The sequence below is a fragment of the Nocardioides proteolyticus genome (genome assembly GCF_051280635.3).
Taxonomy (GTDB): Bacteria; Actinomycetota; Actinomycetes; order Propionibacteriales; family Nocardioidaceae; genus Nocardioides.
In genome coordinates, this window is record NZ_JBNBPO030000040.1 from 1 (window position 1) to 26,726 (window position 26,726).

The 26,726-nt window shown below is 73.3% G+C and carries 27 protein-coding genes and 1 tRNA gene; 19 read left to right on the forward strand and 9 right to left on the reverse strand.

Annotated elements, in window-relative coordinates; all coding sequences use genetic code 11:
- The first annotated feature begins 230 nt into the window (after positions 1 to 230).
- The 5 genes from cysS to ACPOLA_RS18065 all read left to right on the forward strand — a co-directional run bounded on the left by cysS (position 231) and on the right by ACPOLA_RS18065 (position 5,404).
- Entirely contained in the window at positions 231 to 1,634 is a 1,404-nt protein-coding gene (gene cysS / locus ACPOLA_RS18045) for a cysteine--tRNA ligase (RefSeq protein WP_435771893.1), read from the forward strand.
- Entirely contained in the window at positions 1,634 to 2,599 is a 966-nt protein-coding gene (gene rlmB, locus ACPOLA_RS18050; RefSeq protein WP_435771894.1) for a 23S rRNA (guanosine(2251)-2'-O)-methyltransferase RlmB, read from the forward strand. The genes cysS and rlmB overlap by 1 nt, the downstream gene beginning before the upstream one ends.
- Complete coding sequence (locus ACPOLA_RS18055; RefSeq protein ID WP_435771895.1) at positions 2,599 to 4,098, forward strand: metallophosphoesterase; 1,500 nt, start codon at positions 2,599 to 2,601, stop codon at positions 4,096 to 4,098. Before rlmB ends, ACPOLA_RS18055 begins: the two co-directional genes overlap by 1 nt.
- Before the next feature lie 34 nt (positions 4,099 to 4,132).
- Positions 4,133 to 5,299 (forward strand): acyl-CoA dehydrogenase family protein, encoded by a 1,167-nt coding sequence (locus ACPOLA_RS18060; RefSeq protein WP_435771896.1) that lies wholly within the window; start codon positions 4,133 to 4,135, stop codon positions 5,297 to 5,299.
- A gap of 26 nt (positions 5,300 to 5,325) precedes the next feature.
- Positions 5,326 to 5,404, forward strand: a tRNA-Gln gene (locus ACPOLA_RS18065).
- 31 nt (positions 5,405 to 5,435) lie between these two features.
- Here ACPOLA_RS18065 and ACPOLA_RS18070 read toward each other — a convergent pair.
- Complete coding sequence (locus ACPOLA_RS18070) at positions 5,436 to 5,642, reverse strand: DUF5999 family protein (RefSeq protein WP_435771897.1); 207 nt, start codon at positions 5,640 to 5,642, stop codon at positions 5,436 to 5,438.
- A gap of 173 nt (positions 5,643 to 5,815) precedes the next feature.
- On the opposite strand from ACPOLA_RS18070, the gene ACPOLA_RS18075 reads away from it, so the two are divergent.
- Genes ACPOLA_RS18075 through ACPOLA_RS18090 form a run of 4 tightly spaced genes read left to right on the forward strand, consistent with a single transcriptional unit; the run spans position 5,816 to position 9,841 of the window.
- Complete coding sequence (locus ACPOLA_RS18075; protein ID WP_435771898.1) at positions 5,816 to 6,577, forward strand: ABC transporter ATP-binding protein; 762 nt, start codon at positions 5,816 to 5,818, stop codon at positions 6,575 to 6,577.
- Positions 6,574 to 7,923, forward strand: coding sequence for an FtsX-like permease family protein (locus ACPOLA_RS18080; RefSeq protein WP_435771899.1), 1,350 nt, complete (start codon positions 6,574 to 6,576; stop codon positions 7,921 to 7,923). Before ACPOLA_RS18075 ends, ACPOLA_RS18080 begins: the two co-directional genes overlap by 4 nt.
- Positions 7,920 to 9,164, forward strand: coding sequence for a sensor histidine kinase (locus ACPOLA_RS18085; RefSeq protein ID WP_435771900.1), 1,245 nt, complete (start codon positions 7,920 to 7,922; stop codon positions 9,162 to 9,164). The genes ACPOLA_RS18080 and ACPOLA_RS18085 overlap by 4 nt, the downstream gene beginning before the upstream one ends.
- 35 nt (positions 9,165 to 9,199) lie before the next feature.
- On the forward strand, positions 9,200 to 9,841 hold the full coding sequence (locus ACPOLA_RS18090; RefSeq protein WP_435771918.1) for a response regulator: 642 nt from the start codon (positions 9,200 to 9,202) through the stop codon (positions 9,839 to 9,841).
- A 107-nt stretch (positions 9,842 to 9,948) separates the two neighbouring features.
- On the opposite strand, the gene ACPOLA_RS18095 is transcribed toward ACPOLA_RS18090, so the two are convergent.
- Positions 9,949 to 11,955, reverse strand: a complete 2,007-nt coding sequence (locus ACPOLA_RS18095) for a methyl-accepting chemotaxis protein (RefSeq protein ID WP_435771901.1) — start codon at positions 11,953 to 11,955, stop codon at positions 9,949 to 9,951.
- 140 nt (positions 11,956 to 12,095) lie between these two features.
- Here ACPOLA_RS18095 and glmU point away from each other — a divergent pair, with 140 nt between their 5' ends.
- Both glmU and ACPOLA_RS18105 read left to right on the forward strand, forming a co-directional pair.
- Positions 12,096 to 13,553 carry a bifunctional UDP-N-acetylglucosamine diphosphorylase/glucosamine-1-phosphate N-acetyltransferase GlmU gene (gene glmU / locus ACPOLA_RS18100; RefSeq protein WP_435771902.1) on the forward strand — a complete coding sequence of 486 codons (1,458 nt, stop codon included), beginning with the start codon at positions 12,096 to 12,098 and terminating at the stop codon, positions 13,551 to 13,553.
- A 148-nt stretch (positions 13,554 to 13,701) separates the two neighbouring features.
- Positions 13,702 to 14,682, forward strand: coding sequence for a ribose-phosphate diphosphokinase (locus ACPOLA_RS18105; RefSeq protein WP_435771903.1), 981 nt, complete (start codon positions 13,702 to 13,704; stop codon positions 14,680 to 14,682).
- Positions 14,683 to 14,712: 30 nt separating this feature from the next.
- On the opposite strand, the gene ACPOLA_RS18110 is transcribed toward ACPOLA_RS18105, so the two are convergent.
- Positions 14,713 to 15,906, reverse strand: a complete 1,194-nt coding sequence (locus tag ACPOLA_RS18110; RefSeq protein WP_435771904.1) for an ATP-binding protein — start codon at positions 15,904 to 15,906, stop codon at positions 14,713 to 14,715.
- Positions 15,907 to 16,249: 343 nt separating this feature from the next.
- Between ACPOLA_RS18110 and ACPOLA_RS18115 the strand changes: the two genes are divergently transcribed.
- From ACPOLA_RS18115 to ACPOLA_RS18135, 5 genes are all read left to right on the forward strand, one after another.
- On the forward strand, positions 16,250 to 16,915 hold the full coding sequence (locus ACPOLA_RS18115; RefSeq protein ID WP_435771905.1) for a 50S ribosomal protein L25/general stress protein Ctc: 666 nt from the start codon (positions 16,250 to 16,252) through the stop codon (positions 16,913 to 16,915).
- Between the two features lie 134 nt (positions 16,916 to 17,049).
- Positions 17,050 to 17,643 (forward strand): aminoacyl-tRNA hydrolase, encoded by a 594-nt coding sequence (gene pth / locus ACPOLA_RS18120; RefSeq protein ID WP_435771906.1) that lies wholly within the window; start codon positions 17,050 to 17,052, stop codon positions 17,641 to 17,643.
- A 184-nt stretch (positions 17,644 to 17,827) separates the two neighbouring features.
- The gene (locus ACPOLA_RS18125) at positions 17,828 to 18,619 is read left to right on the forward strand and encodes a 3'(2'),5'-bisphosphate nucleotidase CysQ (RefSeq protein ID WP_435771907.1); all 792 of its coding nucleotides are present in this window, start codon (positions 17,828 to 17,830) and stop codon (positions 18,617 to 18,619) included.
- A 3-nt stretch (positions 18,620 to 18,622) separates the two neighbouring features.
- Positions 18,623 to 19,234 carry an HAD family hydrolase gene (locus ACPOLA_RS18130; RefSeq protein ID WP_435771908.1) on the forward strand — a complete coding sequence of 204 codons (612 nt, stop codon included), beginning with the start codon at positions 18,623 to 18,625 and terminating at the stop codon, positions 19,232 to 19,234.
- A gap of 51 nt (positions 19,235 to 19,285) precedes the next feature.
- Positions 19,286 to 19,684 (forward strand): VOC family protein, encoded by a 399-nt coding sequence (locus tag ACPOLA_RS18135; protein ID WP_435771909.1) that lies wholly within the window; start codon positions 19,286 to 19,288, stop codon positions 19,682 to 19,684.
- Between the two features lie 12 nt (positions 19,685 to 19,696).
- Here ACPOLA_RS18135 and ACPOLA_RS18140 read toward each other — a convergent pair whose 3' ends face one another.
- Complete coding sequence (locus ACPOLA_RS18140; RefSeq protein WP_435771910.1) at positions 19,697 to 20,320, reverse strand: alpha-ketoglutarate-dependent dioxygenase AlkB; 624 nt, start codon at positions 20,318 to 20,320, stop codon at positions 19,697 to 19,699.
- 145 nt (positions 20,321 to 20,465) lie between these two features.
- Between ACPOLA_RS18140 and ACPOLA_RS18145 the strand changes: the two genes are divergently transcribed.
- The gene (locus ACPOLA_RS18145; protein ID WP_435771919.1) at positions 20,466 to 21,134 is read left to right on the forward strand and encodes a GntR family transcriptional regulator; all 669 of its coding nucleotides are present in this window, start codon (positions 20,466 to 20,468) and stop codon (positions 21,132 to 21,134) included.
- A 6-nt stretch (positions 21,135 to 21,140) separates the two neighbouring features.
- On the opposite strand, the gene ACPOLA_RS18150 is transcribed toward ACPOLA_RS18145, so the two are convergent.
- From ACPOLA_RS18150 to ACPOLA_RS18160, 3 genes are read right to left on the reverse strand one after another with little or no spacing between them, the layout of a single operon-like run.
- A complete protein-coding gene (locus tag ACPOLA_RS18150) occupies positions 21,141 to 21,518 on the reverse strand; it encodes a DUF8819 family protein (RefSeq protein WP_435771911.1) in 378 nt (125 codons plus the stop codon).
- A 54-nt stretch (positions 21,519 to 21,572) separates the two neighbouring features.
- Positions 21,573 to 22,196: an HD domain-containing protein gene (locus ACPOLA_RS18155; RefSeq protein ID WP_435771912.1), complete on the reverse strand. Its 624-nt coding sequence runs from the start codon at positions 22,194 to 22,196 to the stop codon at positions 21,573 to 21,575.
- 49 nt (positions 22,197 to 22,245) lie between these two features.
- The gene (locus tag ACPOLA_RS18160; protein ID WP_435771913.1) at positions 22,246 to 23,427 is read right to left on the reverse strand and encodes an RtcB family protein; all 1,182 of its coding nucleotides are present in this window, start codon (positions 23,425 to 23,427) and stop codon (positions 22,246 to 22,248) included.
- Between the two features lie 281 nt (positions 23,428 to 23,708).
- Here ACPOLA_RS18160 and ACPOLA_RS18165 point away from each other — a divergent pair, with 281 nt between their 5' ends.
- Complete coding sequence (locus ACPOLA_RS18165; RefSeq protein ID WP_435771914.1) at positions 23,709 to 24,005, forward strand: chorismate mutase; 297 nt, start codon at positions 23,709 to 23,711, stop codon at positions 24,003 to 24,005.
- A 70-nt stretch (positions 24,006 to 24,075) separates the two neighbouring features.
- Entirely contained in the window at positions 24,076 to 24,348 is a 273-nt protein-coding gene (locus tag ACPOLA_RS18170) for a DUF2087 domain-containing protein (protein ID WP_435771915.1), read from the forward strand.
- Between the two features lie 210 nt (positions 24,349 to 24,558).
- On the opposite strand, the gene ACPOLA_RS18175 is transcribed toward ACPOLA_RS18170, so the two are convergent.
- Complete coding sequence (locus ACPOLA_RS18175) at positions 24,559 to 26,226, reverse strand: DNA repair helicase XPB (RefSeq protein WP_435771916.1); 1,668 nt, start codon at positions 26,224 to 26,226, stop codon at positions 24,559 to 24,561.
- 58 nt (positions 26,227 to 26,284) lie between these two features.
- A complete protein-coding gene (locus tag ACPOLA_RS18180; RefSeq protein ID WP_435771917.1) occupies positions 26,285 to 26,584 on the reverse strand; it encodes a WYL domain-containing protein in 300 nt (99 codons plus the stop codon).
- Positions 26,585 to 26,726 lie beyond the last annotated feature (142 nt).

Consider the following 26,726-nt stretch of genomic DNA (forward strand, 5'->3'; position numbering starts at 1 on the left):
CTTCTTAGACTGTGTTGGAGAATCCACCCGGGTCTCCTGACCGGTCACGGGACCGTGGCAGATGCCCGAACACCCAGCCAGGAGCACGAACACCGAGTTACAAGCGAGCTCCACCCACCCGCCCGCCACCCACCGGCCCGCCACGCGCCATCCGCCCGCCACCCCACCTCCCACCCCAGGCACCGCCCGACGATGCGCAGCCCACCCCCGCCGATCCCTAGACTGACCGGGTGACCATCCGGCTCTACGACACCGCGACCCGCGAAGTGCGTGACTTCGTGCCCCTCGAGGAGGGGAAGGCCGGTCTCTACGTGTGTGGCCTGACGGTGCAGAGCGAGCCGCACGTCGGACACGTGCGGTCGGCGGTCAACTTCGACGTGCTCCAGCGGTGGCTGCGGGTCCGCGGCTTCGACGTCACGTTCATCCGCAACATCACCGACATCGACGACAAGATCCTCGCCAAGGCCGCCGAGCAGGGGCGCCCCTGGTACAACCTCGCCTACGCGATGCGGATCGAGCTCGACCGCGCCTACGCCGCGCTCAACGTCGCGCCGCCGACCTACGAGCCCGCCGCGACCGGGCACGTGCCCGAGATGATCACGCTCATCGAGGAGCTGGTCGAGCGCGGCCACGCCTACCCGGCCGCCGACGGCTCGGGCGACGTCTACTTCGACGTCCGCTCCTGGGGCGACTACGGCGAGCTCACCCACCAGGGCGTGGACGACATGGAGCCCGCGGCCGACGCCGACCCGCGCGGGAAGCGCGACCCCCGCGACTTCGCCCTCTGGAAGGGCCGCAAGGAGTCCGAGCCGGAGACCGCCTCCTGGCCGTCGCCGTGGGGTGCGGGCCGCCCGGGGTGGCACATCGAGTGCTCGGCGATGGCCGGGAAGTACCTCGGTCCCGCGTTCGACATCCACGGCGGCGGCGTCGACCTCCGCTTCCCGCACCACGAGAACGAGCAGGCCCAGTCTCGCGCCGCCGGGCGCCCCTTCGCCAGCTACTGGATGCACAACGCGTGGATCACGACCGCCGGCGAGAAGATGAGCAAGTCGCTCGGCAACACGCTGAGCATCCCGTCGGTCCTTCAGCGCTACCGCGGCGCCGAGCTGCGCTTCTACATCGTCGCCGCCCACTACCGCTCCCACGTCGAGTTCTCCTTCGAGGCGCTCGACGAGGCGGCGGCGGGCTACCGGCGGATCGAGTCGTTCCTGGAGCGGGCCGGCACGCCCGCCCCCGACGTCGCGGCCCTCCCCGACGCGTTCTCGGCCGCCATGGACGACGACCTCGGTACGCCGGCCGCGGTGGCGGTGCTCTACGACACCGTGCGTGAGGGCAACCGTCAGCTGGCTGCGGGCGAGCCCGCCTCGGCCGCCGCGACCGCCGTGAGCGCGATGCTCGCCGTCCTGGGGCTGCACCCCGCCGACCCGGCGTGGGCGTCGGGCGGAGCGGGCAGCGACACCGAGGAGCGGCTGCGGGGCGCTGTCGACGCGCTCGTCGCCGGGCTCCTCGAGGAGCGAGCCGAGGCTCGCACGAGCAAGGACTGGAGCCGGGCGGACGCCATCCGCGACCGGATCAAGGCGGCCGGCATCGAGGTCACCGACACCCCTGACGGACCGACCTGGACGGTGAGCTGATGCCCGGCAACTCCTCGCGCAAGGGCGCGATCCGCAAGTCGAGCAAGAAGCCCACCGCGGGCTCCGGCGGACGGGTACGGCGCGGGCTGGAGGGCAAGGGGCCGACCCCGAAGGCCGCCGACCGGCCCTACCACAAGGCGCACAAGGAGGCCGAGGCCAAGAAGCGGGCCGACGCCAAGCGCGGCCCGCGCGGGAGGCGCCGTACCGGCGACGCGGAGTGGATCGCCGGCCGCAACCCGGTCGTGGAAGCACTCCGCGAAGGAGTGCCGGTGTCGTCGGTCTACGTCGCCGAGGGCACCGAGCGGGACAACCGGCTGCGCGAGGCGTTCCGGCTGGCTGCCGAGAACGGCGTCGGCCTGCTGGAGGTGAGCCGGTCCGAGCTCGACCGGCTCACCGACGGAGCGGTCCACCAGGGGCTGGCGGCCAAGATCCCGCCCTACGACTACGCCCACCCCGACGACCTGCTCGCCGCGGCCGCGGAGGCGGGGGAGGCGCCGCTGGTCGTGGTGCTCGACTCGATCACCGACCCCCGCAACCTTGGCGCGATCGTGCGGAGCGCCGCGGGCTTCGGCGCCCACGGCGTGGTGATCCCCGAGCGCCGGGCCGCGTCGATGACGGCGTCGGCCTGGAAGACCTCGGCGGGAGCCGCCGCGCGCTGCCCCGTCGCCCAGACGGTCAACCTGACCCGCCAGCTCAAGGCGTTCCAGGACGCCGGCTGCTTCGTGGTCGGCCTCGCGGCCGACGGTGACCTGACCCTCCCCGAGCTCGCCGCCGACGCCGACCTCGCCGCGGGTCCGCTCGTCGTCGTGGTCGGCGCGGAGGGTGGCGGTCTCTCCCGGCTGGTCGCGGAGACCTGCGACCGGCTCGTCTCGATCCCGATGGCCGGCGTGCTGGAGTCGCTCAACGCCGGAGTGGCCGCGTCGGTGGCGCTGTACGCCGTCGCGGAGGCGCGGGCCGGCCGGTAGTGTCCCCGGTCCGCATCGCCAGGCTCCTGGCGTACGTCGGCGCCTGGCTGCTGCTCTCGGCGATCGCCGCGTCGCTGATCTTCATCGGCAGCGAGCGGACCATCGTCCTGGCCAGCCACGAGGCCACCGTCAGTCCCGACCTCTCGGGCGACGTGGTGCTGCGCACCGGCCCGATCCTGCCGGACATCCGAGTGCCCTCCGGATCCCGGATCGGCGTCGAGGTCCAGCTCGGCAAGACCGACACCGACTCACTCCAGGTGCTCACCTCCCGGTACGCCGCCATCGCCTCGCAGCCGGCCGGTCAGATCGCGGCCGTGGAGCGCGCGGTGACGTCGATGGCGCTGACCGCGCTGGCGCAGGGGGCCGCTCTCGGCGCGCTGCCGCTGCTCGTGTGGGCCGTCGTCGGCAGGGAGCGGCGGCGGCAGCTGCTGCACGACCTGCCCAGCCGCAGGGGCGCGCTCGGCGCCGCCGTCGTGCTCGCGGTGGTGGCCGGGCTCGTGCTGCCGGCCACCCGGGAGCGGGCCGACCCGGTGCAGCACGAGTGGCAGCCGCTGCAGGCGTTCGTCGGCGCGGACGTCCCGCTCCCCGAGGAGGCGAAGGACGTCGAGGTGCTGGGTGACGCCACGACCCGGCAGACGCGGCGCCTGATCGAGAGCGGCATCAGCGCCTATCAGCAGGGGCAGGAGTTCTACACCCAGGCCGCGGAGGACGCCGCCGAGCTCGAGCTCCGCCAGCCCGAGGAGGACGAGACGGTGGTCCTCCTGGTGTCCGACCGGCACCTCAACGTCGGCATGGACGCCGTCGCCCGGGCGATCGGCGACCGCGCCGGAGCGACCGCGGTCTTCGACGCGGGCGACGACACCGCGACGGGGGAGCGGTGGGAGGCCTTCTCGCTCGACTCGATCGCCGAGGCGTTCGACGACTACGACGGCCGCTGGGCGGTGGCCGGCAACCACGACAACGGCTCCTTCGTGCGCGGCTACCTGGAGGACCTCGGCTGGACCTATCCCGGCGGCGAGATCATCGACGGTCCGGGCGACTCCCGGCTGCTCGGCGCCGACGACCCCCGCACGAGCGGGCTGGGCAACTGGCGCGACGAGAAGGGGCTCAGCTCCGCCGAGGTCGCCGCGCGGCTGACCGAGGCCGCGTGCGAGGCCGACGAGGACGGCGAGCGGGTGAGCACGATGCTGGTCCACGACGCCGACTTCGGCGACGGCGCGCTCGCCCTCGGCTGCGTCGACCTGGTCGTGGGCGGCCACGTGCACGTGCAGAGCGGACCCACGGCGGTCGTCGGCGCCAACGGCAAGACCGGCTACACCTACACCGTCGGCACCACCGGCGGCGCGGCGTACGCCATCGCGATGGGCACCAAGCTGCGGCGCGCAGCGGGCGTCGCCCTGATCACCTACCGCGATGGCAGGCCGGTGGGCATCCAGACCGTGACGCTGCAGACCAACGGCCGGTTCGATGTCGGGGACTGGATCGAGCTGACCTACTGACGGCGGGCCGTGGCGGCGCGCTTAGGGTGCCGTCATGGCAACCACCGTCGACCGGCTGCTGCCCAGCGACGAGGCCCGGGAGCTGCTGGCTCTGGCCCGCGACATCGCCACCAAGGAGCTCGCGCCGCAGGTGGCCGAGGCCGAGGAGCGCGCGGAGTTCCCCGAGGCGGCGTACCGCCTGCTCGGCAGGTCGGGACTCCTCTCCCTGCCCTTCCCCGAGGAGTACGGCGGCGGCGGCCAGCCCTACGAGGTCTACCTGCAGGTGGTGGAGGAGATCGCCACGGCCTGGCCGAGCGTGGGCGTCGGCACCAGCGTGCACGCGCTGACCGCGACCGTCGTGGAGACCAACGGCTCCACGGGACTCAAGGAGGCCTGGCTCCCGCGGATGCTGTCGGGTGACTGGCTGGGCGCGTACTGCCTCTCCGAGCCTCAGGCCGGGTCCGACGTCAGCGCGATCCGTACGGCGGCGCGTCCCCAGCCCGCGGCCGGGGGAGCCGTCGACCACTACGAGGTCACCGGCACCAAGCAGTGGATCTCCAACGGGTCCTGCGCCGACTACTACATCCTCTTCGCCCGCACCTCCGAGGACCCCAAGCGCGGGCTGTCGGCGTTCGTCGTGCCGGACGGGCTGGAGGGGATGTCGTTCGGGGCGCCGGAGCGGAAGATGGGCCTGCACTGCGACGTCACCACGCAGGTGCTGTTCGAGCATGCCCGGGTGCCCGCCGACCAGCTGATCGGCGAGGAGGGCGCGGGGATGCGCGTCGCGCTGTCCGCGCTGGACGCGGGCCGTCTCGGCATCGCCGCGGTCGCCACCGGGATCGCCCAGGCGGCGCTCGCGCACGCCGTGGCCTACGCCAAGGAGCGCGAGCAGTTCGGCCGCCCCATCGGGGAGTTCCAGGGGATGCAGTTCCTGCTCGCCGACATGGCCGCCGAGGTGGAGCGCGCGCGGGCGTCGTACCTCCATGCCGCGCGACTCAAGGACGCGGGCCGCGCCTTCTCGCGCCAGGCTTCGATCGCCAAGCTGACGGCGACCGACGCGGCGATGAGGGTGACCACCGACGCCGTGCAGGTCTTCGGTGGCAACGGCTACACGCGGGAGTACCCCGTCGAGCGGCTGTTCCGCGACGCCAAGGTGACCCAGATCTTCGAGGGCACCAACCAGATCCAGCGGATGGTGATCGGCCGCGACCTGCTGCGCTGAGCGGTGCCTCTAGGCTTGAGCAGCATTCCCCGGTTGGTCTGCCGGCAGGGCCCGCCTGACTTTGAATCAGGACTAGCGACGTAGGTTCGACTCCTACCCGGGGAGCCCAGCCCCCTGCCCGGGCCCGGTCTGGTTGTCAGGCCGACTGCGGCAGCTTGGCGGCGCGTCCCTCGGGCGTGAGGTACATCCCGTCATCGAACAGGATGACGCCGTTGCACAGGCGGCACCAGCCCTGCTCGCTGTGGTCGGCGGTCACATGGGCCGAGCAGCAGTCCGCATCGGCAGCGGACGGACACTGCGGAGAGTGGTCACACATCGTTGTGCTCCCTTCGATCGTGGTCACCAGTCAAGGGCCTGATCGGCCGGGATGTCAGGCACTTTCGGGGAACTGTGGAAGGCGACACGGCGCCGAGGTGGGGGAATCCCCACCACCGATCCGGTGCGCAGCCCCATCGTGCCCCGCGACGCGTCCTCCTAGCGTCGTCAGCAGGCATTCCGACCCCCCGAGGAGCACCGATGACCACCCCGACACCCAGCTCGCCGACCGCCCTGGAGGTGCAGGGCCTGACCCGCGTCTACGGCACCGGACCGACCGCCACGACCGCCCTCGCGGGCATCGACCTCGCCTTCCGGCGCGGCACCTTCACCGCGGTGATGGGACCGTCCGGCTCGGGCAAGTCGACGTTCCTGTCCTGTGCCGCCGGCCTCGACCGCCCCACCTCCGGTCGGGTGCTCGTGGACGGCCGGGACGTCACCGACTGGGACGAGGGCCGGCGCACCCGGCTGCGTCGTGAGCAGATCGGCTTCGTGTTCCAGAGCTTCCACCTGATGCCCTACCTCACCGTCGAGCACAACGTGACGCTGCCGCTGCGGCTCGCGCGCCGCAGCGCCGACCGGGCCCGGGTCCGCGCGCTGCTCGACCGGGTGGGCCTCGCCGACCGCGCCCACGACCTGCCCGGCAGCCTCTCGGGTGGCCAGCAGCAGCGCGTCGCGATCGCCCGGGCGCTGGCGGCCAACCCCGCCGTGGTGCTCGCCGACGAGCCGACCGGGGCGCTGGACTCCGCCACCGCACACCAGGTGCTGGGACTGCTGCGCGGCAGCGTCACCGACCTGGCCCAGACGCTGGTCATGGTGACCCACGACCCGGTGGCCGCGTCGTACGCCGACGAGGTCGTCTTCCTCGTCGACGGACGGGTCGCGGGCCGGATGGCCGGGCCGACCGCCGACGCCGTCGCCGGCCAGATGGCGCACCTCGACGAGCTGGTGGCAGCGCGATGACCGGCTCGACGACCGCGCTGGCCTGGCGCAGCCTGCGCCACCGCCCCCTGGCGGCGACCGCCACCTTCCTCGCCGTGCTGCTGGGCACCACGCTCGTGGGGTCCTTCGCCACCCTCGGCGAGACCTCGCTCGGGGCCCGCGGCACCGACGCCGAGACGCTGCTGGTGATGGGCGCCGTCGTCGGCGGCTGGGGATCGGTGATCGTGCTCTTCTCGGTCGCCTCGACCGTCGGCATCACCACCACGCAGCGGGCCGGCGAGGTCGGGCTGCTGCGGACCATCGGCGCCACGCCCCGCCAGGCCCGCCGGCTGATCCACCGGGAGGCGCTCGCGGTGGCCGCGCTCGCCGCCACCGCCGGCGCGCTCGTCGCCTCGGTCACCGGTCGGCTGCTCTTCGACCTGCTCCGGTCCGGCGGACTGGTCTCCGACCGCGCCGAGTACGACGCCGGGCCGGCCTCCGTGGCCCTGGCCGCCGCACTGGTGCTCGCCGCGTCGTGGATCGCCGCCGCCGCGGCAGCGCGCCGCGCCACACGGGGCCCGGCGACCCTGCTGCTCCGGGAGAGCGCCGCCGAGGCGGGACGGATGCGCTGGTGGCGGGTCGCGATCGGCGTCGCCCTGCTCGGCTACGGCCTCGCCATGGCGGTGATCACGGTGACCGTCACCGCCGACGACAGCGACCCCTACGCGGCGATGTCGACGAGCGGGTCCAGCTCGATCCTCGTCGGCGTCGGCCTCGCCGTCCTCGCCCCGGTGCTGCTCCGGTGGCTCGCCGCGCCGGCCACCCGGATGGCCGGCCGGTCGCCGAGCGCGCACCTGGCGTCGTACAACACGACGCGGCGGGCCCACCTGCTCGCCGGCGTGCTGGCGCCGGTCGTGGTGCTGACCTCGGCGGCCGTCGGCACGCTGATGCTGGTCAGCATCGACACCCGTACCCTGCCGGCCGGGACCGAGGAGAGCGACACCATCAACCTGCTCAACAACGTGGTGGTGGGGATGATCGCGCTGTTCGCGGCGATCATGGTGGTCAACGCGTTCGTGGCGACCGTCGCCCACCGCAGGGACGAGCTGCGGCGGCTGTGGCTGCTCGGTGCCACGCCGTCCCAGGTCGAGCGCTCGGTCGTCGCGGAGGCGGGCATCGTCGCGGCGGTCGGCGTCGTGCTCGGGACCCTCGCATCGCTGGCCACGGTCGTGCCGTTCGCGGTCGCCCGCGACGAGGGCGTGGTGCCCGACGGAGCGTTGTGGCTGCCGCCGGTCGTCGTGGCCGCCGTGGTTGTGCTCACCCTCGCCTCTGCCCGTGGGGCGGTGCGGGGCACGGCCCGACGCATGGTCGCCGGCGCCGGACGATGACACACTTCGCCACCATGGGCGTGATGGCTCCGGTCCGCGACGCGGGTCCGCTTCCGGTCACCCGCGACGCGCTGGTCGAGCGGCTGCGGCTCACCGTGGTCTCCGCCGGCTACGCGCTGTCCTTCGTCCCGTCGCTGGGCCTGGCGATCCTGACCCTGCTCTGCATCCCGCTCGGCCTCCTGGTCGGGGTCGGCTTCGCGCTGGCGCTCGCCGTGGTGCCGGCGACGGCGGCCCTGACGGCCCTGCACCGGCGGCTGAGCGGAGCGCTGCTGGGAGAGCGGATCGAGCCCGGCTATGCCGCCGGAGGTCCCTCCGCGCTCGGCCGCCCGGTCCGTTGGCTGCGCGACCCGGCGCGATGGCAGGACTTCGGGTTCCTGTGCTTCAGCGCGACGGGCGGGTTCGTGATGTCGGCGGTCCCGGTGCTGCTGCTCGCGGCGCCGGTGTCCCACGTGGTCGGGCTGGTGCTCGACCCGAACGGGATCTGGCTGCTGCTCGTGCTGCTGGACGGGCCGATCCTCCTCGCCTGGTGGCTGGTGACGCCACCGTTGGTCCGCGCCCGTGCCCTGGCGGAGCGCAACGTGCTCGGCCACGGGCGGATCGCGGAGCTAGAGGAGCGCGTCGAGCAGGTCGAGGACACCCGCCAGGAGACGCTGGACCACTCCGCCGCCGAGGTCCGACGCATCGAGCGGGACCTCCACGACGGGGCGCAGGCGCGGATCGCCTCGGTCGGCATGAGTGTCGGCCTGGCGGAGAAGCTGCTGCGGACCGACCCCGTCGCCGCGGCGGAGCTGCTGCGCGAGGCCCGCGAGACCACCATGGACGCGCTCGAGGACCTGCGCGGGGTGGTGCGGGGCATCCATCCGCCGGTGCTGGCGGATCGCGGGCTGGTGGGAGCGATCGACGCGCTGGCGCTGGCGCTGCCGGTGCCGGTCGCCGTCGCCGTCGACGTGCCGCGGCTGCCCGCCCCGGTCGAGTCGGCGGCCTACTTCGCGGTGGCCGAGTGCCTGGCCAACACGGCCAAGCACGCCGATGCCGGCCGGGCCTGGGTGACGGGGACCCACGACGGTGACCGGCTCCGGCTCACCGTCGGGGACGACGGTCGCGGCGGGGCGGACCCGCGCGGTTCCGGCCTCGACGGGATCGGCCGGCGGCTCGCGGCGTTCGACGGCCGCGTCGAGGTGCGGAGCCCGGTCGGTGGCGGCACGGTCGTGGAGCTGGAGGTGCCGTGCCCGACGGCGTGAGGAGCGGGCAGGCGTCGCCCGGCCCCCGGGCACCGCTGCGCGCGGTCCTCGCCGAGGACCAGGCGCTGTTGCGCGTGGGGCTGACCCGGATCCTCGAGAGCGGAGGCGTCGACGTGGTCGAGGCGGCCGGCGACGCGCCCTCGCTGGCCCGAGCCTTGGAGCGCGACGACGTGGACATCGCCGTGGTCGACGTACGCCTGCCGCCGACGCACACCACCGAGGGCCTGCAGGCCGCGACGGCCGTACGGCGTGCCCGGCGCGCGTTCCCGGTGCTGGTGCTGAGCCAGTGGGTGGAGCCGCTGTACGCCCGGGACCTGCTGGCCGGGGGAGAGGGGGCGGTCGGCTACCTGCTCAAGGACCGGGTGGCCGACGTCGACGCCTTCCTGGCCGCGGTCCGGCAGGTGGCGGCCGGCGGCACGGTGCTCGACCCCGAGGTGGTCGCCGCGCTGGTGTCGGCGCGCAGCCGGCCCCTGGACCGGCTGACGGACCGGGAGCGCGAGGTGCTGACCCTGATGGCCGAGGGCCGTTCCAACGCCGCCATCGCCGCGCGCCTGGTCGTCACCGACAAGGCCGTCGACAAGCACACCAGCAACATCTTCGCCAAGCTCGACCTGCCGCCGGCTCCCGACGACAACCGGCGGGTGCTGGCCGTGCTGGCGTGGCTCGACGGGCGCTGAGCGGGCCGCGACCGGGACGCCGGTGGCGCGGCCGACGGGCCTGAAAACGGGCCGAGTCGGCGCCCCTGCTGCCAGGTGCGCCGACTCGACGTCGGGTGCTGCTCGCCTCAGTAGCGGAAGGCGCCGATCAGCTTCTGGAGCTGTCCGGCCGAGCTCGCCATCATCGCGGCCGCCTCGGCCGTCTCCGCGGCCCCCTGCTGCGTCTCCACGGTGGCCTGGGCCACCTTGGAGATGTCCGCGGCGATGCTGTGCGAGCCGGTCGCGGTCTCGGTCACCGACCGGGCGATCTCGTTGGTGGTGGCGGTCTGCTGCTCCACCGCGCCGGCGATCGAGGTCTGGAACTCGTTGATCTGGGCGATCACGTCGCTGATGCTGCCGATGGCCTCGACGGCGCCGTTGGTGCCCTGCTGGATGGCGTCGATCCGGCTGCGGATCTCCTCCGTCGCCTTGGCGGTCTCCTGGGCGAGGTCCTTGACCTCGTTGGCGACCACGGCGAAGCCCTTGCCCGACTCGCCGGCCCGGGCCGCCTCGATCGTGGCGTTGAGCGCCAGCAGGTTGGTCTGCTGGGCGATCGAGGTGATCGTCTTGACGACCTGCTCGATCTCCGCGCTGGCACCGCCCAGCTCGTGCACCGTGCTCCGCGCTCGGTCCGCCACGACCACGGCGTCGGCGGCGACCCGCGAGGCCTCCGTGGCGCTCTGGGCGATCTCCCGGATGCTGACGCTCATCTCCTCGGCGGCGGACGCCACCGTCGCGACGCTCGCCGACACCTGCTCGGAGGCCGAGGACACGTTGCTCGCGAGCAGCGAGCTGTTCTCCGCGCCGTCGCCCAGGCGGGTGCTGATCGTGGCGAGGCCGTCGGAGGCCTGGGCCACGGAGTCTGCGGTCTCGCCGATGGCCGACATGCTGTCGCGGAGCGCCGCGGTGAGCGAGCGCAGGCCCTCGGCCATCTGGCCGACGTTGCCGTTGCCGCAATCGGGCACCGGCTGGGTCAGGTCGCCGTCGACGACCTGCTTGACGTACTCGAGCAGGATCGAGACCTGGCGTGACGCCTCGGCGGCCTCCGCTGCCTCCGCGGCGGCGCGCTCGGCCTCCTCGGCGGCGCGACGGGCGTCCTCCTCGGCAGCCAGGCGGGCGGCCTCGGCCTGCTCCTCCGCGGCCTTCTGCAGGCGCGCGGCCTGCTCGTCGAGCGCGGCGTTGAGCTTGACGGTCTGCTCTTCGGCGGCACGCCGTGCCGCCTCCTGGCGCTCCCGCTCACGCTCGGCCTCGGCCTGCGCGGCGAGCCGGTCCTGCTCCTCGCGCTCGAGCCGCGCCTGCTCCGCGAGGGCGGCGTCGGCGTCGGCCTGGTCGAGGAACTCCACCACGGTGTCGAGCGCGACCACGATCGACCCGATCTCGTCCTCGCGGTCGTAGTCCACCTTCTGGGTGCGGTCGCCGGTGGCGATGGCCTTGAGGGAGGCGACGATCCTGTCGAGCGGGCGGGTGATGCTGCGGATGATGAAGAACGCGGCAGCGGCGAGCAGCACCAGGCCCAGCAGCGAGACGATGAGCAGCAGCCGCTGGGCGCTGTCCAGGGTATCGAGGTAGGCCTCGATGCGGTCGTCCTCGTAGGCACCGACCTCGGCAGCGTGCGCGTCGAGCATGTCGCCCATCTCGGTGAGGTGCGGACGTTGCACGCCCATCACCTCGGCCGCGGCTGCCTCCACCCTGCGGTCCTGGATGGCCTCGTGCTGCTTGTCGAAGGAGGCGCGCCAGTCGGTCAGAATCGCGCCCATGGCGGTGATCTCGTCGATCTGGTCGGTGCCGGCGTAGTCGGCCTTCAGCTCCTCGACCAGCGCGGCGGCGTCGTCGTAGTCGTCGATCACGCCGTCGTACGTCGAGGTGTCCTTGAGCTCCCCGCTGCCGGCCTCGATCAGGTAGTAGTAGGAGTCGCGGGTCATCGCGTCCCAGTTCGCGGCAAGCGAGGCGAAGTCGTCGACGATCTCGGCCGCGTCCTGGGACTCGTCCGATCGGTCGTTGGCAGCCTGGAGCTGCATGACGGTGGTTCCAGCCAGGACGACGAAGATCAGGCTGGCGAGGCCGGCCATCGCCCACAGCTTCTGCTTGATGGACACGCGTCCCAGAATCTTGTTCACGGCGCATTCATCGGCAGCGTCCGGTCCGTTCGAAGCCAGATGCTTGAAATCCGTGGCGCACCCGGTCTGGACAACCGCCGGACCGCTGCGCGGCCGGTGCTGGTCGTAGTCTCGTCGTCGTGCCCGAGCAGCTGACCGTCATCGTCCTCGCCGCCGGCGGGGGCACCCGGATGAAGTCCAAGACGCCCAAGGTCCTCCACCGGATCTGCGGCCGCAGCATGATCGGCCACGTGCTGAGTGCCGTGCGGGTGCTCGAGCCCTCGCGCGTGGTCGCGGTCGTCGGCCACCAGCGCGAGCTGGTGGGTCCGCACGTGTCCGAGACCCTGCCGGAGGCCGTGCTGGCAGTGCAGGAGGAGCAGCTCGGCACCGGCCACGCCGTGCGGGTGGCGCTGGATGCCCTGGCCGGTGAGGCGCCCCGCGAGGGCACGGTGCTCGTCGCGTACGGCGACACGCCGCTGCTCGAGGGGGAGACGCTCCGGGCCTTCGCCGACGCCCACCGCGCCGCGCGCGCCGCGGTGAGCATCCTCAGTGGCATCGTCGCGGACCCCCACGGCTACGGCCGGGTCGTGCGGGACGCCGACGGCGTCGTACAGGCGATCGTGGAGGAGAAGGACGCGTCGGAGGAGCAGCGGGCGATCACCGAGATCAACTCCGGGATCCTGGCGTTCGACGCGGCCTTCCTCGCCGACTGCATCCGCCGCATCGGCAACGACAACGCCAAGGGCGAGTACTACCTGACCGACGCGATCGCCCTGGCCCGGGAGGCCCGCCTCACGGTCGCCGCCCACGCCGTCGAGGACGCGCTCCAGACCGAGGGCGCCAACGACCGGGCGCAGCTCGCGGCACTGGGCCGCGAGCTCAACCGGCGGATCCTCGACCGTTGGATGCGCGCGGGGGTGAGCGTGCTGGACCCGGACACCACCTGGGTCGACGCCGACGTGCGGCTGGCGGCCGACGTGACGATCCTCCCGGGCACCCAGCTCCTCGGCGCGACGGTGGTCGCCGAGGACGCCGTGATCGGACCCGACACCACGCTCGAGGACTGCGAGATCGGCGCGGGCGCCCGGGTGGTCCGCGCCCACGGCCAACTGGCGGTCGTCGGCGCCGGCGCGACGGTGGGCCCCTTCGCCTACCTCCGGCCCGGGACGCAGCTGGGCGACACGGGCAAGATCGGCACCTTCGTCGAGACCAAGAACGCCCGGATCGGGACCGGTGCCAAGGTCCCGCACCTCTCCTACGTCGGCGACGCCGAGATCGGCGACGGCGCCAACATCGGTGCCGGCACGATCTTCGCCAACTACGACGGCGTCGCGAAGCACCGCACGACGGTCGGCCGGCAGGCCCGCACCGGGTCCAACAACACCTTCGTGGCGCCCGTCGAGATCGGCGACGGGGCCGCGACCGGCGGCGGCACCGTCGTACGACGCGACGTGCCGGCGGGCGCGCTGGCGGTCAGCGCGGCGCCGCAGCGCAACCTGCCCGGCTGGGTGCAGCGCCGCCGGCCCGGGACCCCGCAGGCCGACGCCGCCGCCGCGGCGACCGGTGCCGACGAGCAGGACCCGCCGCCCTCGGACTGAGGCGGCGAGCGGGGCCGGCGGCCCAGCTCGAGGACGCCCGGGTGGCGGCCGTCACGTGAACGGCGGGAAAACGGACACGGACTTGGGGCGGACGCCGCCGAGGCGGCACAATCTCGACAACACCTCCGGCGACCAGGGAGTCACGCGCGTGAGCGGTCTCAAGCGGACCACCGAGAAGAACCTGATGGTCTTCTCCGGAAGGGCACACCCGGACCTGGCCGACGAGGTCGCCGACATGCTCGGGCAGCAGCTCGTGCCCACCCAGGCCTACGAGTTCGCCAACGGCGAGATCTACGTCCGCTACGAGGAGTCCGTGCGCGGCTGCGACGCGTTCGTGATCCAGAGCCACACCACTCCGATCAACGAGTGGATCATGGAGCACCTGATCATGGTCGACGCGCTGAAGCGCGCGTCCGCCAAGCGGATCACGGTCGTGATGCCGTTCTGGGGCTACAGCCGGCAGGACAAGAAGCACCGCGGCCGCGAGCCGATCTCCGCCCGGCTGATGGCCGACCTGTTCAAGACCGCGGGCGCCGACCGGATCATCACCGTCGACCTCCACGCCGACCAGCTGCAGGGGTTCTTCGACGGCCCGGTCGACCACCTGATGGCGCTGCCGGTGCTGACCGACTACATCAAGGACAAGTACGGCGACCAGCCGCTGGCCGTCGTCTCACCCGACGCCGGTCGGATCAAGGTCGCCGAGCGGTGGTCGGCCCGGCTCAACGGCGCGCCGCTGGCGTTCATCCACAAGACCCGCCGCACCGACCGGCCGAACGAGACCGTGGCCAACCGCGTGGTCGGTGACGTGCGCGACCGGATCTGCGTCCTCACCGACGACATGATCGACACCGGTGGCACGATCGTGAAGGCGGCGGAGGCGCTGATGGCCGACGGCGCTGCCGGCGTGATCATCGCCGCGACCCACGCGATCCTGTCGGAGCCGGCCGTCGACCGGCTCAAGAACAGCACGGCCACGGAGGTCGTGATCACCAACACCCTGCCGGTGCCGCCGGAGAAGCAGTTCGACAAGCTGACGACGCTGTCGATCGCGCCGCTGGTGGCGCGGGCGATCCGCGAGGTGTTCGAGGACGGCTCGGTCACCTCGATGTTCGACGGCCACGCCTGAGCCCGGCGACGGCCGGACTCAGGCCCGGGCCTACGGCCGGTCCTCGTCGAGGTCGCGGACGAACTCGCCGAAGCCCGGCAGCGTGAACCGCACGAGGCCGTGGCCCACCGGCTCGATCACGCCCTTCTCGATCAGCCGCTCGCGCGGCACGCTGATGGACCGGGAGTCGCGGCCCATGCCTCGCGCGATGGCCGCGCGGGTCACGTTCTCCCGGCCGGTGGCGGCCATCGCGGCGAGGAAGGCCCGCTCCGTGGGTGTGGCCGCGCCCCAGCGCGCCCGGTGCATGGCGGTCAGCTGCTCGCGGGCGGCGGGCAGCCCGCGTCGCACGTGGGCCAGGGTGAGCCGCCCGCCGTCACCGGGGCGGGCGGCGTCCCAGGTGCTGCTGCCGATGAGCTGCAGCAGGTAGGGGTGGCCGCGTGCCTCCGCGACGACCGCGGCGAGCGCGCCGCCGGTCCAGGTGACGCCCTCGGCGGCGGCCGGCGCGGTCAGCACGTCGCGGGCGTCACCGTCGTCGAGGACGTCGAGCGGCACGAACGCGCTGCGCTCGCCGAACGTGGCGGCGCGGGTCAGCGCCTCCGGCGTCACCGGGAGCCCGGCTCCCACCACGGCGAGCGGGTTCTCCGTGCGGTCCCCGTCGAGGTTCTGGAGCGTGTTGAGCAGGACCGACATGTCGTCGGGCGAGGCGGCGTGCAGCTCGTCGACGAGCAGGAGCAGCCCGGCGCCGCCGCGGCGTCGTACGAGCGTGGCGGCGTCGTGGAGCAGCGCCTCCAAGGCGCCGATCGGCGCCAGCCCGAGCGCATCGTCGGCGTCCCTCTCGCCCTGCGCCGGCGCGGCCACCTCCGCGCGCACGCGGGCACCCGGCACCCCGACCTCGAGCGACACCTTGTCCAGGCGCCTGCGCCACCGGCCGCCCGCCCCGCCGCCGGGCAGCGCCTCGGCGCGCTCGAGCGCGGCACGGAGGCTGTGCACGAGCTCGGGGAGGACCGGTCGCTCACGCGAGCAGGCGACCCACGCCGCGACGAACCCCAGCTCGACCGCGCTGCGCTGCGCGGTGCGCAGCAGGGACGTCTTGCCGATGCCCCGGGGCGCGTGGAAGACCAGGAGCGGGCCGCCGAGCTCGCCGAACGCGACGACCCGGGCGAGCTGGTCCTCGATCCGGCGCAGCTCCGCCCTGCGGCCGGCGAAGACGCGCGGGACCTGGCCGGGCGTGTACGGGTTGGGCAACGAAGCCTCCGGGCGGCGGATCGATCTTGATACTTCGGCAAAGTATCAAGGGGTATCGACTGCCGCCAGTGAACGTCGGCCGGCGACCGTCGCGCGCTACTCCTACCCGGACCGTCCGACGCACCGCGGGCCCGGAGCGGTGCGCTTTTGTCCTGCGCGCGCTGCGCTGCGTAAGATCGCCCGGTTGCCTCGGCGAGGGAGCACCCGCTTCTGTGACTCCGTGATCGACTGGGCCGGTTCGTCTCACGACGCCGCGCGCCCTGCCGGTCATCGGGCCAGGGAAGCGCGGCGCTCCTGCATCGCGGGCAGTGTCCACCCGAGCACGACGAACCAGGAGATCCCGATGAGCACCGAGAAGATCAAGGCCGAGCTGCGCACCGAGTTCGGCAAGGGCGCCGCCCGCCGCATCCGCCGCGAGCACAAGGTCCCGGCAGTCGTCTACGGCCACGGCGCCGAGCCGGTTCACCTGACCCTCCCCGGCCACGACACGATGATGGCCATCAAGCACGGCGGTGCCAACGCGCTGCTCGAGCTGGACATCGACGGCGAGAGCCAGCTCGCGCTGACCAAGCAGGTCCAGGTCGACCCGGTCCGCCGGCTGCTCGAGCACGTCGACTTCGTCGCCGTGAAGCGCGGCGAGAAGGTCACCGTGGACGTCCCCGTCGTCGTGGTCGGCGACGCCGCCAGCGAGACGCTCGTGGTCACCGAGAGCGCCACGGTGCAGGTGGAGGCGGAGGCGACCCACATCCCCGAGTCGTTCGAGGTCGACGTGACCGGCGCCGAGGCCGGCACCCAGTTCCTCGCCAGCCAGCTCGCGCTGCCGTCGGGCACCAGCCTGCTGACCGACCCCGAGACCCTCGTCGTCAACGTGACCGCGGCGCAGACCGCCGAGCAGCTCGAGGCCGACCTGGAGCAGACCGAGGCCGACCTGGGCATCGAGAAGGACGAGTCGGACTCCTCCGCCGAGGGTGAGGCCGTCGAGGCCCCCGAGGGCGGCGACAGCGAGTGATCCTCAGCCGGCTCAGGTGGTTCCTGGGCCGACTGATCTCCCCGGCGCGGTCCGCCGCGCCGGGGAGCACCGCCCCCCACCGGGACGGCGGTGTCGCGGAGCATGCGGAGCCGGAGGAGCTGGAGGAGGGGGCTGTGGCCGACGCCGAGGTGTGGCTCGTGGTGGGCCTGGGCAATCCCGGCCCGTCGTACGCCGGACACCGGCACAACGTCGGCCACCTCGTCGTCGACGAGCTGGCTCGCCGGCTGGGCGGCTCCTTCCGCGCCCACAAGTCCGGCCGTGCTGACGTCGTCGAGGGCCGGCTGGGCGCGCCGGGCGCGGCGGGCCCCCGTGTCGTCCTGGCGAAGCCTCGGTCCTACATGAACGAGTCCGGCGGCCCGGTCAAGGCGCTCGCCACGTTCTACAAGGTCCCGCCCGAGCGGATCGTCGCCATCCACGACGAGCTCGACATCGACTTCGGCACCCTCCGCACCAAGCGCGGCGGCGGCGACAACGGCCACAACGGCCTCAAGTCCATGCGCTCCTCCCTCGGCACCGGCGACTTCTACCGGGTCCGCGCCGGCATCGGTCGGCCTCCCGGCCGCCAGGAGGTCGCCGACTTCGTGCTCTCCAACTACTCCTCCACCGAGCGCAAGGAGCTGCCGTTCCAGGTCGACTCCGCGGCCGACGCCGTGGAGTGCCTGGTCACCGAGGGTCTCGAGCGGGCCCAGCAGCGCTTCAACTCCTGACGCCGAGTTGCGGTTTCCGCCCCGCGAGTTGGGGTTTCGGTACGCCGAGTCGGGGTTTCGGCACGCCGAGTTGGGCTTCGGTACCGACTCGCGGGGCGGAAGCCACGACTGGCGGGGCGCAAGCCCCAGCTCGCGCGGTCGAGATCTCGAGTCCGGGTGCGGGGCGGGCCACTAGGCTGCGCGGGTGACTTTCGAGCCTGGTACCCCCGCTCCCGAGGTCGTCGCCGACGACCACCAGTTCGCCGCCTGGCTGGCCGAGGTGGCGGGGCGTCGCCTCCTGGAGGTCCGCGGGGAGGGACTGGAGGGCAAGGCGCTCAAGGACGCCGGCGACCGCGCGGCCCACGAGCTGCTGATGGAGCTGCTGGCGTCGTACCGGCCCGACGACGCCGTGCTCTCGGAGGAGGCGCTGGAGAACGCCACCGACAAGGAGGCCCGGCTCCGGGCGGCGAAGGTGTGGATCGTCGACCCGCTCGACGGCACCCGCGAGTTCTCCGAGCCGCCGCGCGACGACTGGGCCGTGCACGTCGCGCTGTGGGAGCAGGGCACGCTGACCGCAGGCGCCGTCGCGCAGCCCGCGCTGGGCGAGACCTTCAACACCGGCACGCCGCCGGTGGTGCCCCCGCGGACGAGTGCCCGGCCGCGCATCGCGGTGTCGCGCACCCGCCCGCCGGCGTTCGTGGAGGCCTTGGCCGAGGAGCTCGACGCCGAGCTGGTGCCGATGGGCTCGGCCGGCGTGAAGATGATGTCGGTGGTCCGCGACGTCGCCGACGCCTACGTGCACGCGGGCGGGCAGTACGAGTGGGACTCCGCCGCGCCGGTCGCGGTCGCCCGCGCCGCCGGCCTGTTCACCTCCCGCGTCGACGGGAGCGACCTGGTCTACAACCAGGCCGACGTCTACCTTCCCGACGTCATCGTCTGCCGTCCGGAGCTCGCCGACCGGATCCTCGCCTTCGTCGCGGACCACGGCACGGACTGAGCCGTGGTGGTGCGCCACGTCCTGCTCGACGCCGACGGTGTCGTGCAGAACGGCGCCGGCGACGTTCCAGCGTTGCTAGCGGCACACCTGGGCGAGGGGGCGATCGAGCTTCTCACGGCCGTCCTGCCCGACGACAGTCCCGTCCTGCTCGGTGAGGTGGAGCTGGTCCCGGTCCTGCGCGACGCGGTCGGAGCCGCCGGCAAGGACGTCGACGTCCAGCGCCTGTACGACGAGGTGTGGCTCGCGATCGAGGTGCACGAGCCGACGATGGCGCTCGTGGCCCGCCTTCGCGCGCAGGGGTACGGCGTGCATCTCGGGACCAACCAGGACCCCGCCCGCGCGCGGCACATGCGCGCGACGCTGGGCTACGACCAGGCGTTCGACACCTGCTTCTACTCCTGTGAGCTGGGCGTGGCGAAGCCCTCCGGTGCGTTCTTCGAGGCGGTGCTGGAGCGCGTCGGTGCCCGCCCGGACGAGGTCCTGTTCCTCGACGACAGCGAGCGCTACGTGGCCGGCGCCCGTGCGGCCGGGCTGCCCGCGGAGCAGTGGAGCACCGGTGACGGCGACGAGCGACTCCTGAAGATCCTGGAGCGGCACGGCGTCCGCGTGGCCTGACGCATCTCGAAACCTCTTGAGCGGGCGAGAAGCAGCCGCGAGAGTGGCGCGGTGACGTCGTACATCTCGCACACCACTGTCGACTGCGGCAACGCCTACGAGCTCTCCGCGTGGTGGAAGCCCGTCCTTGGGTACGTCGACGTCGCCGACGACCCGAACCTCCCCGGTCACGAGGAGTGCACCATCGTCGACCCCGCGACCGGGCACCGGGTGCTCTTCCTCGAGGTGCCCGAGGGCAAGACGGTGAAGAACCGGGTCCACTTCGACCTCCGCCCGCGGGCCGGCACGCGGGACGAGGAGCTCGACCGGCTGCTCGCCCACGGGGCGCGGCAGGTCGCCGACCACCGCGGGAAGTATGGTCCCGGCACCGGGTGGGTGGTGCTCGCCGACCCGGAGGGCAACGAGTTCTGCATCCTGCGGTCCGAGGCCGAGGTCGCGGCAACCGGCTAGGCGGCGCTCGACTCAGAAGACGTTCAGCGGACGGAACTGGACCGAGATCCGCGGTCCGGCGGCGGACACCTTCGGCACGGCGTGCTCCCAGGTGCGCTGGCACGACCCGCCCATCACCACCAGGTCGCCGTGCCCCATCTCGACGGAGAAGGACTCCTCGCGCCGCTCGGGGTCGCGGGGACGCAGGTGGAGGCGGCGCGGGTCGCCCACGGACACGATGGCGACCATGGTGTCCTGGCTGGAGCCGCGGCCGATGGTGTCGCCGTGCCAGGCCACGCTGTCGCGGCCGTCGCGGTAGTAGCAGCAGCCGGCCGTGCGGAACGGCTCGCCGAGCTCGGCCAGGTAGTGCTCGGTGAGGGCGTCGCGCGCGGCGGTGAGCGCGGGATGGGGCAGCTCCTCGCCGATCATGTAGGTGTGCACCAGGCGGGGTACGTCGACCACCCGGTCGTACATCGTCCGCCGCTCGGCACGCCACGGGACCTCCCGGGCGAGCGTCGCGAACACGTCGTCGGCGTCCGGCAGCCAGCCGCGCGCCACGTCGACCCAGGCGCCGGCGCTGAGTGGCCGGCGGGTGATCCCGGCCGTGGTCGCCCGAGTGGGTGGCTCGAACAGGGTGCTCTGGAAGGCCAGCTCCATGTCTCCATCATAAGTCATGCTCGAACGTATGTTCGGTCCACGGTGCGGGTTTTTGCACTTTCAACCTCCGCCGGCCGGGACGGAGACGTACGCTCCGACTTGGCAGCAGAGTTCAGGGGGGACGATGGGCCGCTCGTTGAAGCACGTGACAATCCGGGAGTACGTCCGCGACCTCGTCGCCGACAGTGCCCCGGGCACCGCGGCGCCGTCGGAGAGGGACCTCGTCGACCGCTTCGGTGTCGCCAGGATGACCGTCCGGCAGGCCCTGGACGCGCTGGTCGCCGAGGGCGTCCTCGAGCGCTTCCCCGGCCGCGGGACGTTCGTCGCCCGTCCGGCCCGGGTGCCGACCGGGATCAGCAGCCTGACCGAGGAGTTCGCCCGGCGCGGACAGGTCGCGGAGGCGCGGACGCTGGTGGCGGCGCGGCGGCGACCCTCCACGCGGCTGGCCAGCACGCTGGGCATCGGGCCCGACCAGCCGGTGATCCACTGGCGGCGGCTGCGGCTGGCCGACGGGCGACCGGTCTGCCTGTCCGACGCCTACCTGCCCGAGTCGCTGGTGCCGGGCCTGCTCGAGCGCCTGCCGGCCAGCCTGTACGACGACCTCGCGGCGCGCGGTCGCCGACCGACGTGGGCCGAGGACTCGATGTCCGCGGGCGTCGCGAGCGAGGACGAGGCCGCGGCACTGGAGATCGCCGTCGGGGGCGTCGTCCTCCGCCACTCGCGCAAGGCGCTGTGGGGGGACGTCGTGATCGAGGTCTCGCGCACCGTGTTCCGCGGCGACCAGCACAAGGTCTGCGTGCAGCTGCGCGGCTGAGCCCGCTCAGGCGTGGGCGAGCCCGCCCAGCGGCGCGACCGGCTGGCCGCTCTCCTCGCACACCCAGTGCGGGTCGGGCCCGCCCAGGTCGGGCTCGATGTGCAGCGCGTGCACCGGCTCGCCGTCGCATCGGGTGCACACCGGCCAGAGCCCCTCGCGCTGGGTGCGGCCGAAGGTGTCGGCGAGGGCGTCCTGCACGTCCTGCGCCACCAGCCCGGCGATGTAGGGCGCTCCGTCCGGCCACTGCTCGAGCCACCACTTCCGCTCCGAGCAGGCGTCCTCGAGGAGGGTGACCGCGCCGGGCGTGGTGAGCCCGCGGGCCTGGAGGTCGGCCAGCACGTGCGCCCGGGCCACGTAGATCACGCTGTCGTCCACAGCTCCCATTGTGCGGGGGCCGGGGTGACGGACCGGCCAGGGACGTGCCCGCTCCGGTCCGGCTCAGCCCTCCGGCTGCAGCTTCTCCAGCTCCAGCGCCATGTTGCGGCGCGCCGGGTCCTCCCAGTGCGCGCGCCCGTGGGCGGTGTGGAACAGCTGTGGCTTGCTGGCGAGCTCGCGCAGCACGTCGGCCCGGCCGGCCGCGAACACGTCGTCGGGCAGGTGGCCGTACTCTTGTCGGACCGCGGCGACGTACTGCGCGTACCGGTCCGGCGGCTCCGCCAGGATCGCGAGGTCGGCGTCGCTGAGCGCGCAGCCGTTGTCGTCGTGCGGCTCCGGGCGGTGGTGCTCGGTGAGCCGCACCAGCCGGGCGACCTCCACGACGGTCGCCTCGTCGGTCAGTGCGGGCAGCGCCTCCTCCGCCCAGGTGGCCGAGCGCTCCTCGGCGTCCCGCTCGCCGTCGTACACGGCGTCGTGGAACCACGCGGCGAGGAGCACCGGGGTCCGATCGAACGGGGTGCCCGCGGCTGCCAGCTCCGCGAGCCGGTGCAGCACCTCGCTCAGGTGCCGTGGTCCGTGGTGGGCCCGGGTCGGCTCGCCGTAGGCGGCCAGGAGCTCGTCGCGCAGCCGGTCGGCGCCGGTCAGCGGCCAGGGCAGGTCGAGGGGAGATGGATGGTCGTCCTCCATCCCCCTATTCAAACCGACCCGCCCCGGCCGCTGCCAGGGGCCACCCGCCTCAGTCGCCCTTGACGTTCACGACCTGCCGCAGCGTGTGCCGGATCTCCACCAGGTCCGCGGCGTCCGCCATGACCCGGTCGATGTCCTTGTACGCCGCGGGGATCTCGTCGATGAACGCGTCGGTGTCGCGGTACTCGATGCCCGTCATCGCCTCGCGCAGCTGCTCCCGCGTGAAGGTGCGGCGGGCCCGCGAGCGGGAGTACTCCCGGCCGGCACCGTGCGGCGCGGAGTTGAGCGAGACCGGGTTGCCCTTGCCCGCCACGACGTACGACGCCGTCCCCATCGAGCCGGGGATCAGACCCATCCGCCCCTGCTCGGCGTTGATGGCTCCCTTGCGGGAGAGCCACACGGTCCGGCCGTAGTGGGTCTCCTGCTCGGTGTAGTTGTGGTGGCAGTTGATCTCCTCGCACCGCTCCACGTCCTTGGCGTCCGTGGCGCCGACCCACTCGGCGAACTGCCGCACCACGCGGTCCATCATCTCCTCCCGATTGAGCAGCGCGTAGTGCTGGGCCCAGCGCATCTCCCGGATGTAGGTCCAGAACTCGTCGGTGTCCTCGGCCAGGTAGGCCAGGTCGCGGTGCGGCAGGTCGATGTGCCACTTCTCGCACAGCCGCTGGGCGACCTTGATGTGCCGCTGGGCGATCTTGTTGCCGACGCCGCGGGAGCCGGAGTGCAGGAACAGCCACACCCGCTGCTCCTCGTCGACCGTGACCTCGATGAAGTGGTTGCCCGAACCGAGCGTGCCCAGCTGCAGGTCCCACCTGGCGGCGTAGCCCGCCGGGTCGAAGCCGGCCTGCTCGGCCTCCCGGGCGAGCACCTCGAGCCGCCGCTCGGTGTGCTCGCGGGAGACCTTTCGGTTGGCGGCGCCCGCGCTCAGCGGCACGGCGCGCTCGATGGCCTCCCGCAGCGGCCGCCGGTCGGCCGGCAGCTGGTCGGCGGTGTACTGGGTCCGCACGGCGATCATGCCGCAGCCGATGTCGACGCCCACCGCCGCCGGGATGATCGCGCCGAGGGTCGGGATGACCGAACCCACCGTCGCGCCCAATCCGAGGTGCGCGTCGGGCATCAGCGCGAGGTGCGGGTGGATGAACGGCATCGACGCCGTCGTCACCGCCTGGTCGCGGGTGCCCTGCTCGAGGATCGAAGCCCAGTTCATGAGCTTCGGGGTGATCTTCTCCATCTTCTCGTCCTGGCCGGTGGCCTCTCCTGTCCCGTCGGTGTCCTGCCCGCGGCTTTCGCGAGCCGGACGAGATTAGGTACCCGCAATCCGCTTGCACACTGCATTTCCCACCCGGTACGACCACCCCCCCACCCCCACGAAGTGGGAGGTTCCGGCGCGCGAGGTGGGAGGATCCGGCGCGCGAGGTGGGAGGATCTGGCGCGCGAGGTGGGAGGATCTGGCGCGCGAGGTGGGAGGATGCGGCGCGCGAGGTGGGAGGATGCGGCGCGCGAGATGGGAGGATGCGGCTTGTGAGCGCAGAAGACGCACAGGCCGAGCTGCACCGGCTGCGAGCGAGCATCGACAATCTCGACGCCGCCCTCGTCCACCTCCTGGCGGAGCGGTTCAAGTGCACCGAGGAGGTGGGCCGACTCAAGGCCCGGGCCGGGATGCCGCCCGCCGACCCCGCCCGCGAGGCCGTGCAGATCGCGCGACTGCGCTCGCTCTCGGAGAGCAGCGGGCTGGACCCGCACTTCGCCGAGAAGTTCCTCGGCGTGATCATCTCCGAGGTGATCCGCAACCACGAGCAGTTCCAGTAGGCGTCGTACGTCGCTCGGCGCGGCTGCCGCGACGGTGCTCAGCCAGCGAGGACGGGTGGACGGGAAGCCGGTGGACGACCAGCAGGTGCTCCGGCGCTTCTTCAGCGCCGAGGGCCGGCTGCTGGATCTCCCGCTCCGCCACGTGAAGCGTCGGGTCGTCCTCGACCACGTCGTGCAGCGGTTCGAGACCGGCCACCGCTACTCCTGGCGTGAGGTCGACGCCATCCTCAAGGCCGTCCACGACGACCACGCGGCCCTGCGCCGCTGTCTGGTCGACGACGGTCTCCTCGCGCGCGAGCCCGACGCCGACCGCGGCTGGGTCTACTGGCGTCCCAGCGGCTGACCGTACGGCGCGCTCCGGGACCGCAGCCTCCAGCCGCTCGCGGTCGCGACCCGGACGACCCGGACGCAAGCCCCAACTCGCGGGACGCAAGCCCCAACTCGCGGGGCGCAACCCCCAACTCGCGGGGCGCAACCCCCAACTCGCCGGCGCAAGCCCCACCTCGCGGGGCGCAAACCCCAACTCGTGGGGCGCAAACCCCAACTCGGCGGGTCAGCCGCGGTCGCCCAGACCGAGCTCCTCGGCGTCGACGATCCGGTAGGCGTAGCCCTGCTCGGCGAGGAAGCGCTGGCGGTTCTGGGCGAACTCGGCGTCGACGGTGTCGCGGGAGACGATGGTGTAGAACCGCGCGACCTTGCGCTGGCCGTCGGGGCCGGGGTCGCCGGGGCGGAGCAGCCGGCCGAGGCGCTGCGCCTCCTCCTGGCGGGAGCCGAACGACCCGGAGACCTGGATCGCGACCTCGGCCGAGGGCAGGTCGATCGAGAAGTTCGCGACCTTCGAGACGACCAGCAGCCCGAGCTCGCCGGAGCGGAACGCCTCGAACAGCCGCTGCCGCTCCCGCACGGGGGTCTCGCCGGTGATCACCGGGGCGTCGAGGGCGGTGGCGAGCTCCTCGAGCTGCTCGAGGTACTGCCCGATGACCAGGGTCGGCTGGTCGGCGTGCTGGGCGACCAGGTCGCGCACGACGCCGACCTTCTCGCGGGTGCACGCCGCGAGCCGGTAGCGCTCGTCGGGGTCGGCCGTGGCGTAGGTCATCCGCGCCGCGTCGGGCAGCGTCACCCGCACCTCGACGCAGTCCGCGGGCGCGATCCACCCCTGCGCCTCGATGTCCTTCCACGGGGCGTCGTACCGCTTGGGACCGATCAGCGAGAACACGTCGCCCTCGCGCCCGTCCTCGCGCACCAGCGTGGCGGTCAGCCCGAGCCGGCGGCGCGCCTGCAGGTCGGCGGTCATCCGGAAGATCGGCGCCGGCAGCAGGTGCACCTCGTCGTAGACGACCAGGCCCCAGTCACGGGCGTCGAACAGCTCGAGGTGCGGATAGACGCCCTTCCGCCGGGTCGTGACCACCTGGTAGGTCGCGATCGTGACCGGCCGGATCTCCTTGACGGTGCCGGAGTACTCGCCGATCTCGTCGGCGGTCAGCGACGTGCGCCTGACCAGCTCGTCCTTCCACTGACGCGCGCTGACGGTGTTGGTGACCAGGATCAGCGTGGTGGCCCGCGCGTGCGCCATGGCGGCGGCGCCGACGATGGTCTTCCCCGCCCCGCACGGCAGTACGACGACGCCGGACCCGCCGTGCCAGAACGACTCGGCCGCCTCCTGCTGGTAGGTGCGCAGGCTCCACCCGTCCTCGGCCAGGTCGATCGGGTGGGCCTCGCCGTCGACGTACCCGGCGTAGTCCTCGGCCGGCCAGCCCAGCTTGAGCAGCGCCTGCTTGAGGTTGCCGCGCTCGGATGCGTGCACGACGACGGTCTCGTCGTCGACCCGGGCGCCGAGCATGCCCTGCACCTTCTTGGCGCGGAGCACCTCCTCGAGCACCGGCCGGTCGGTGGAGGCGAGCACCAGCCCGTGGCTGGGGTGCTTCTCGAGCCGGAGGCGCCCGTAGCGCGACATCGTCTCGGCGACGTCGACGAGCAGCGCGTGCGGCACGGGGTAGCGGGAGTAGCTGAGCAGGGTGTCGACCACCTGCTCGGCGTCGTGGCCCGCGGCGCGGGCGTTCCAGAGCCCCAGCGGCGTCAGGCGGTAGGTGTGGATGTGCTCGGGGCTGCGCTCGAGCTCCGCGAACGGCGCGATGGCCTTGCGGCACTCGACCGCCTGCGGGTGGTCGACCTCCAGCAGGAGGGACTTGTCCGACTGGACGATGAGCGGGCCGTCGGTCACCGCGCGAGTCTACGCGGCGCGCGCTCGTCGGCGGATTCCGGAGGGATGCCCGGCAGCGTCAGCCGACCGGCTCCACCCGCGAGATCCGGTGCACGGCATAGGTCCGCTCGGCGTCGGGGTCGTCGGCCGCCGCCTCGTGGTCGCGCGCGGTCAGCCGGCCGCCCTCGACGGTCATCGGCTCCACCGTGCGCTCGGTCACCACGCCCTGGTTGTCGGTGAAGGCGATCAGCACGGCACCCCGCCGCTCGATGGCGTCGCGCAGCGCCGACAGCACGCCGCCGCCCGGGGCGGACGCGGACGCGGGGCGGCTGCGGGCGGCCTCGTCGCCCTCGCGGAGGCTGCGCACCGCCCCGGCCACGTGCGCCGACTGCCGGGCGGCGGCGGGGGGGGGGGGGGGGGGGGGGGCGGGGGGGGGGGGGGGGGGGGCGCGCCCCCCCCCCCGCGCCCCCCCCCCCCCCCCCCCCCCCCCCCCGCCCCCCCCCGCACAGCGCGCCGCGGCG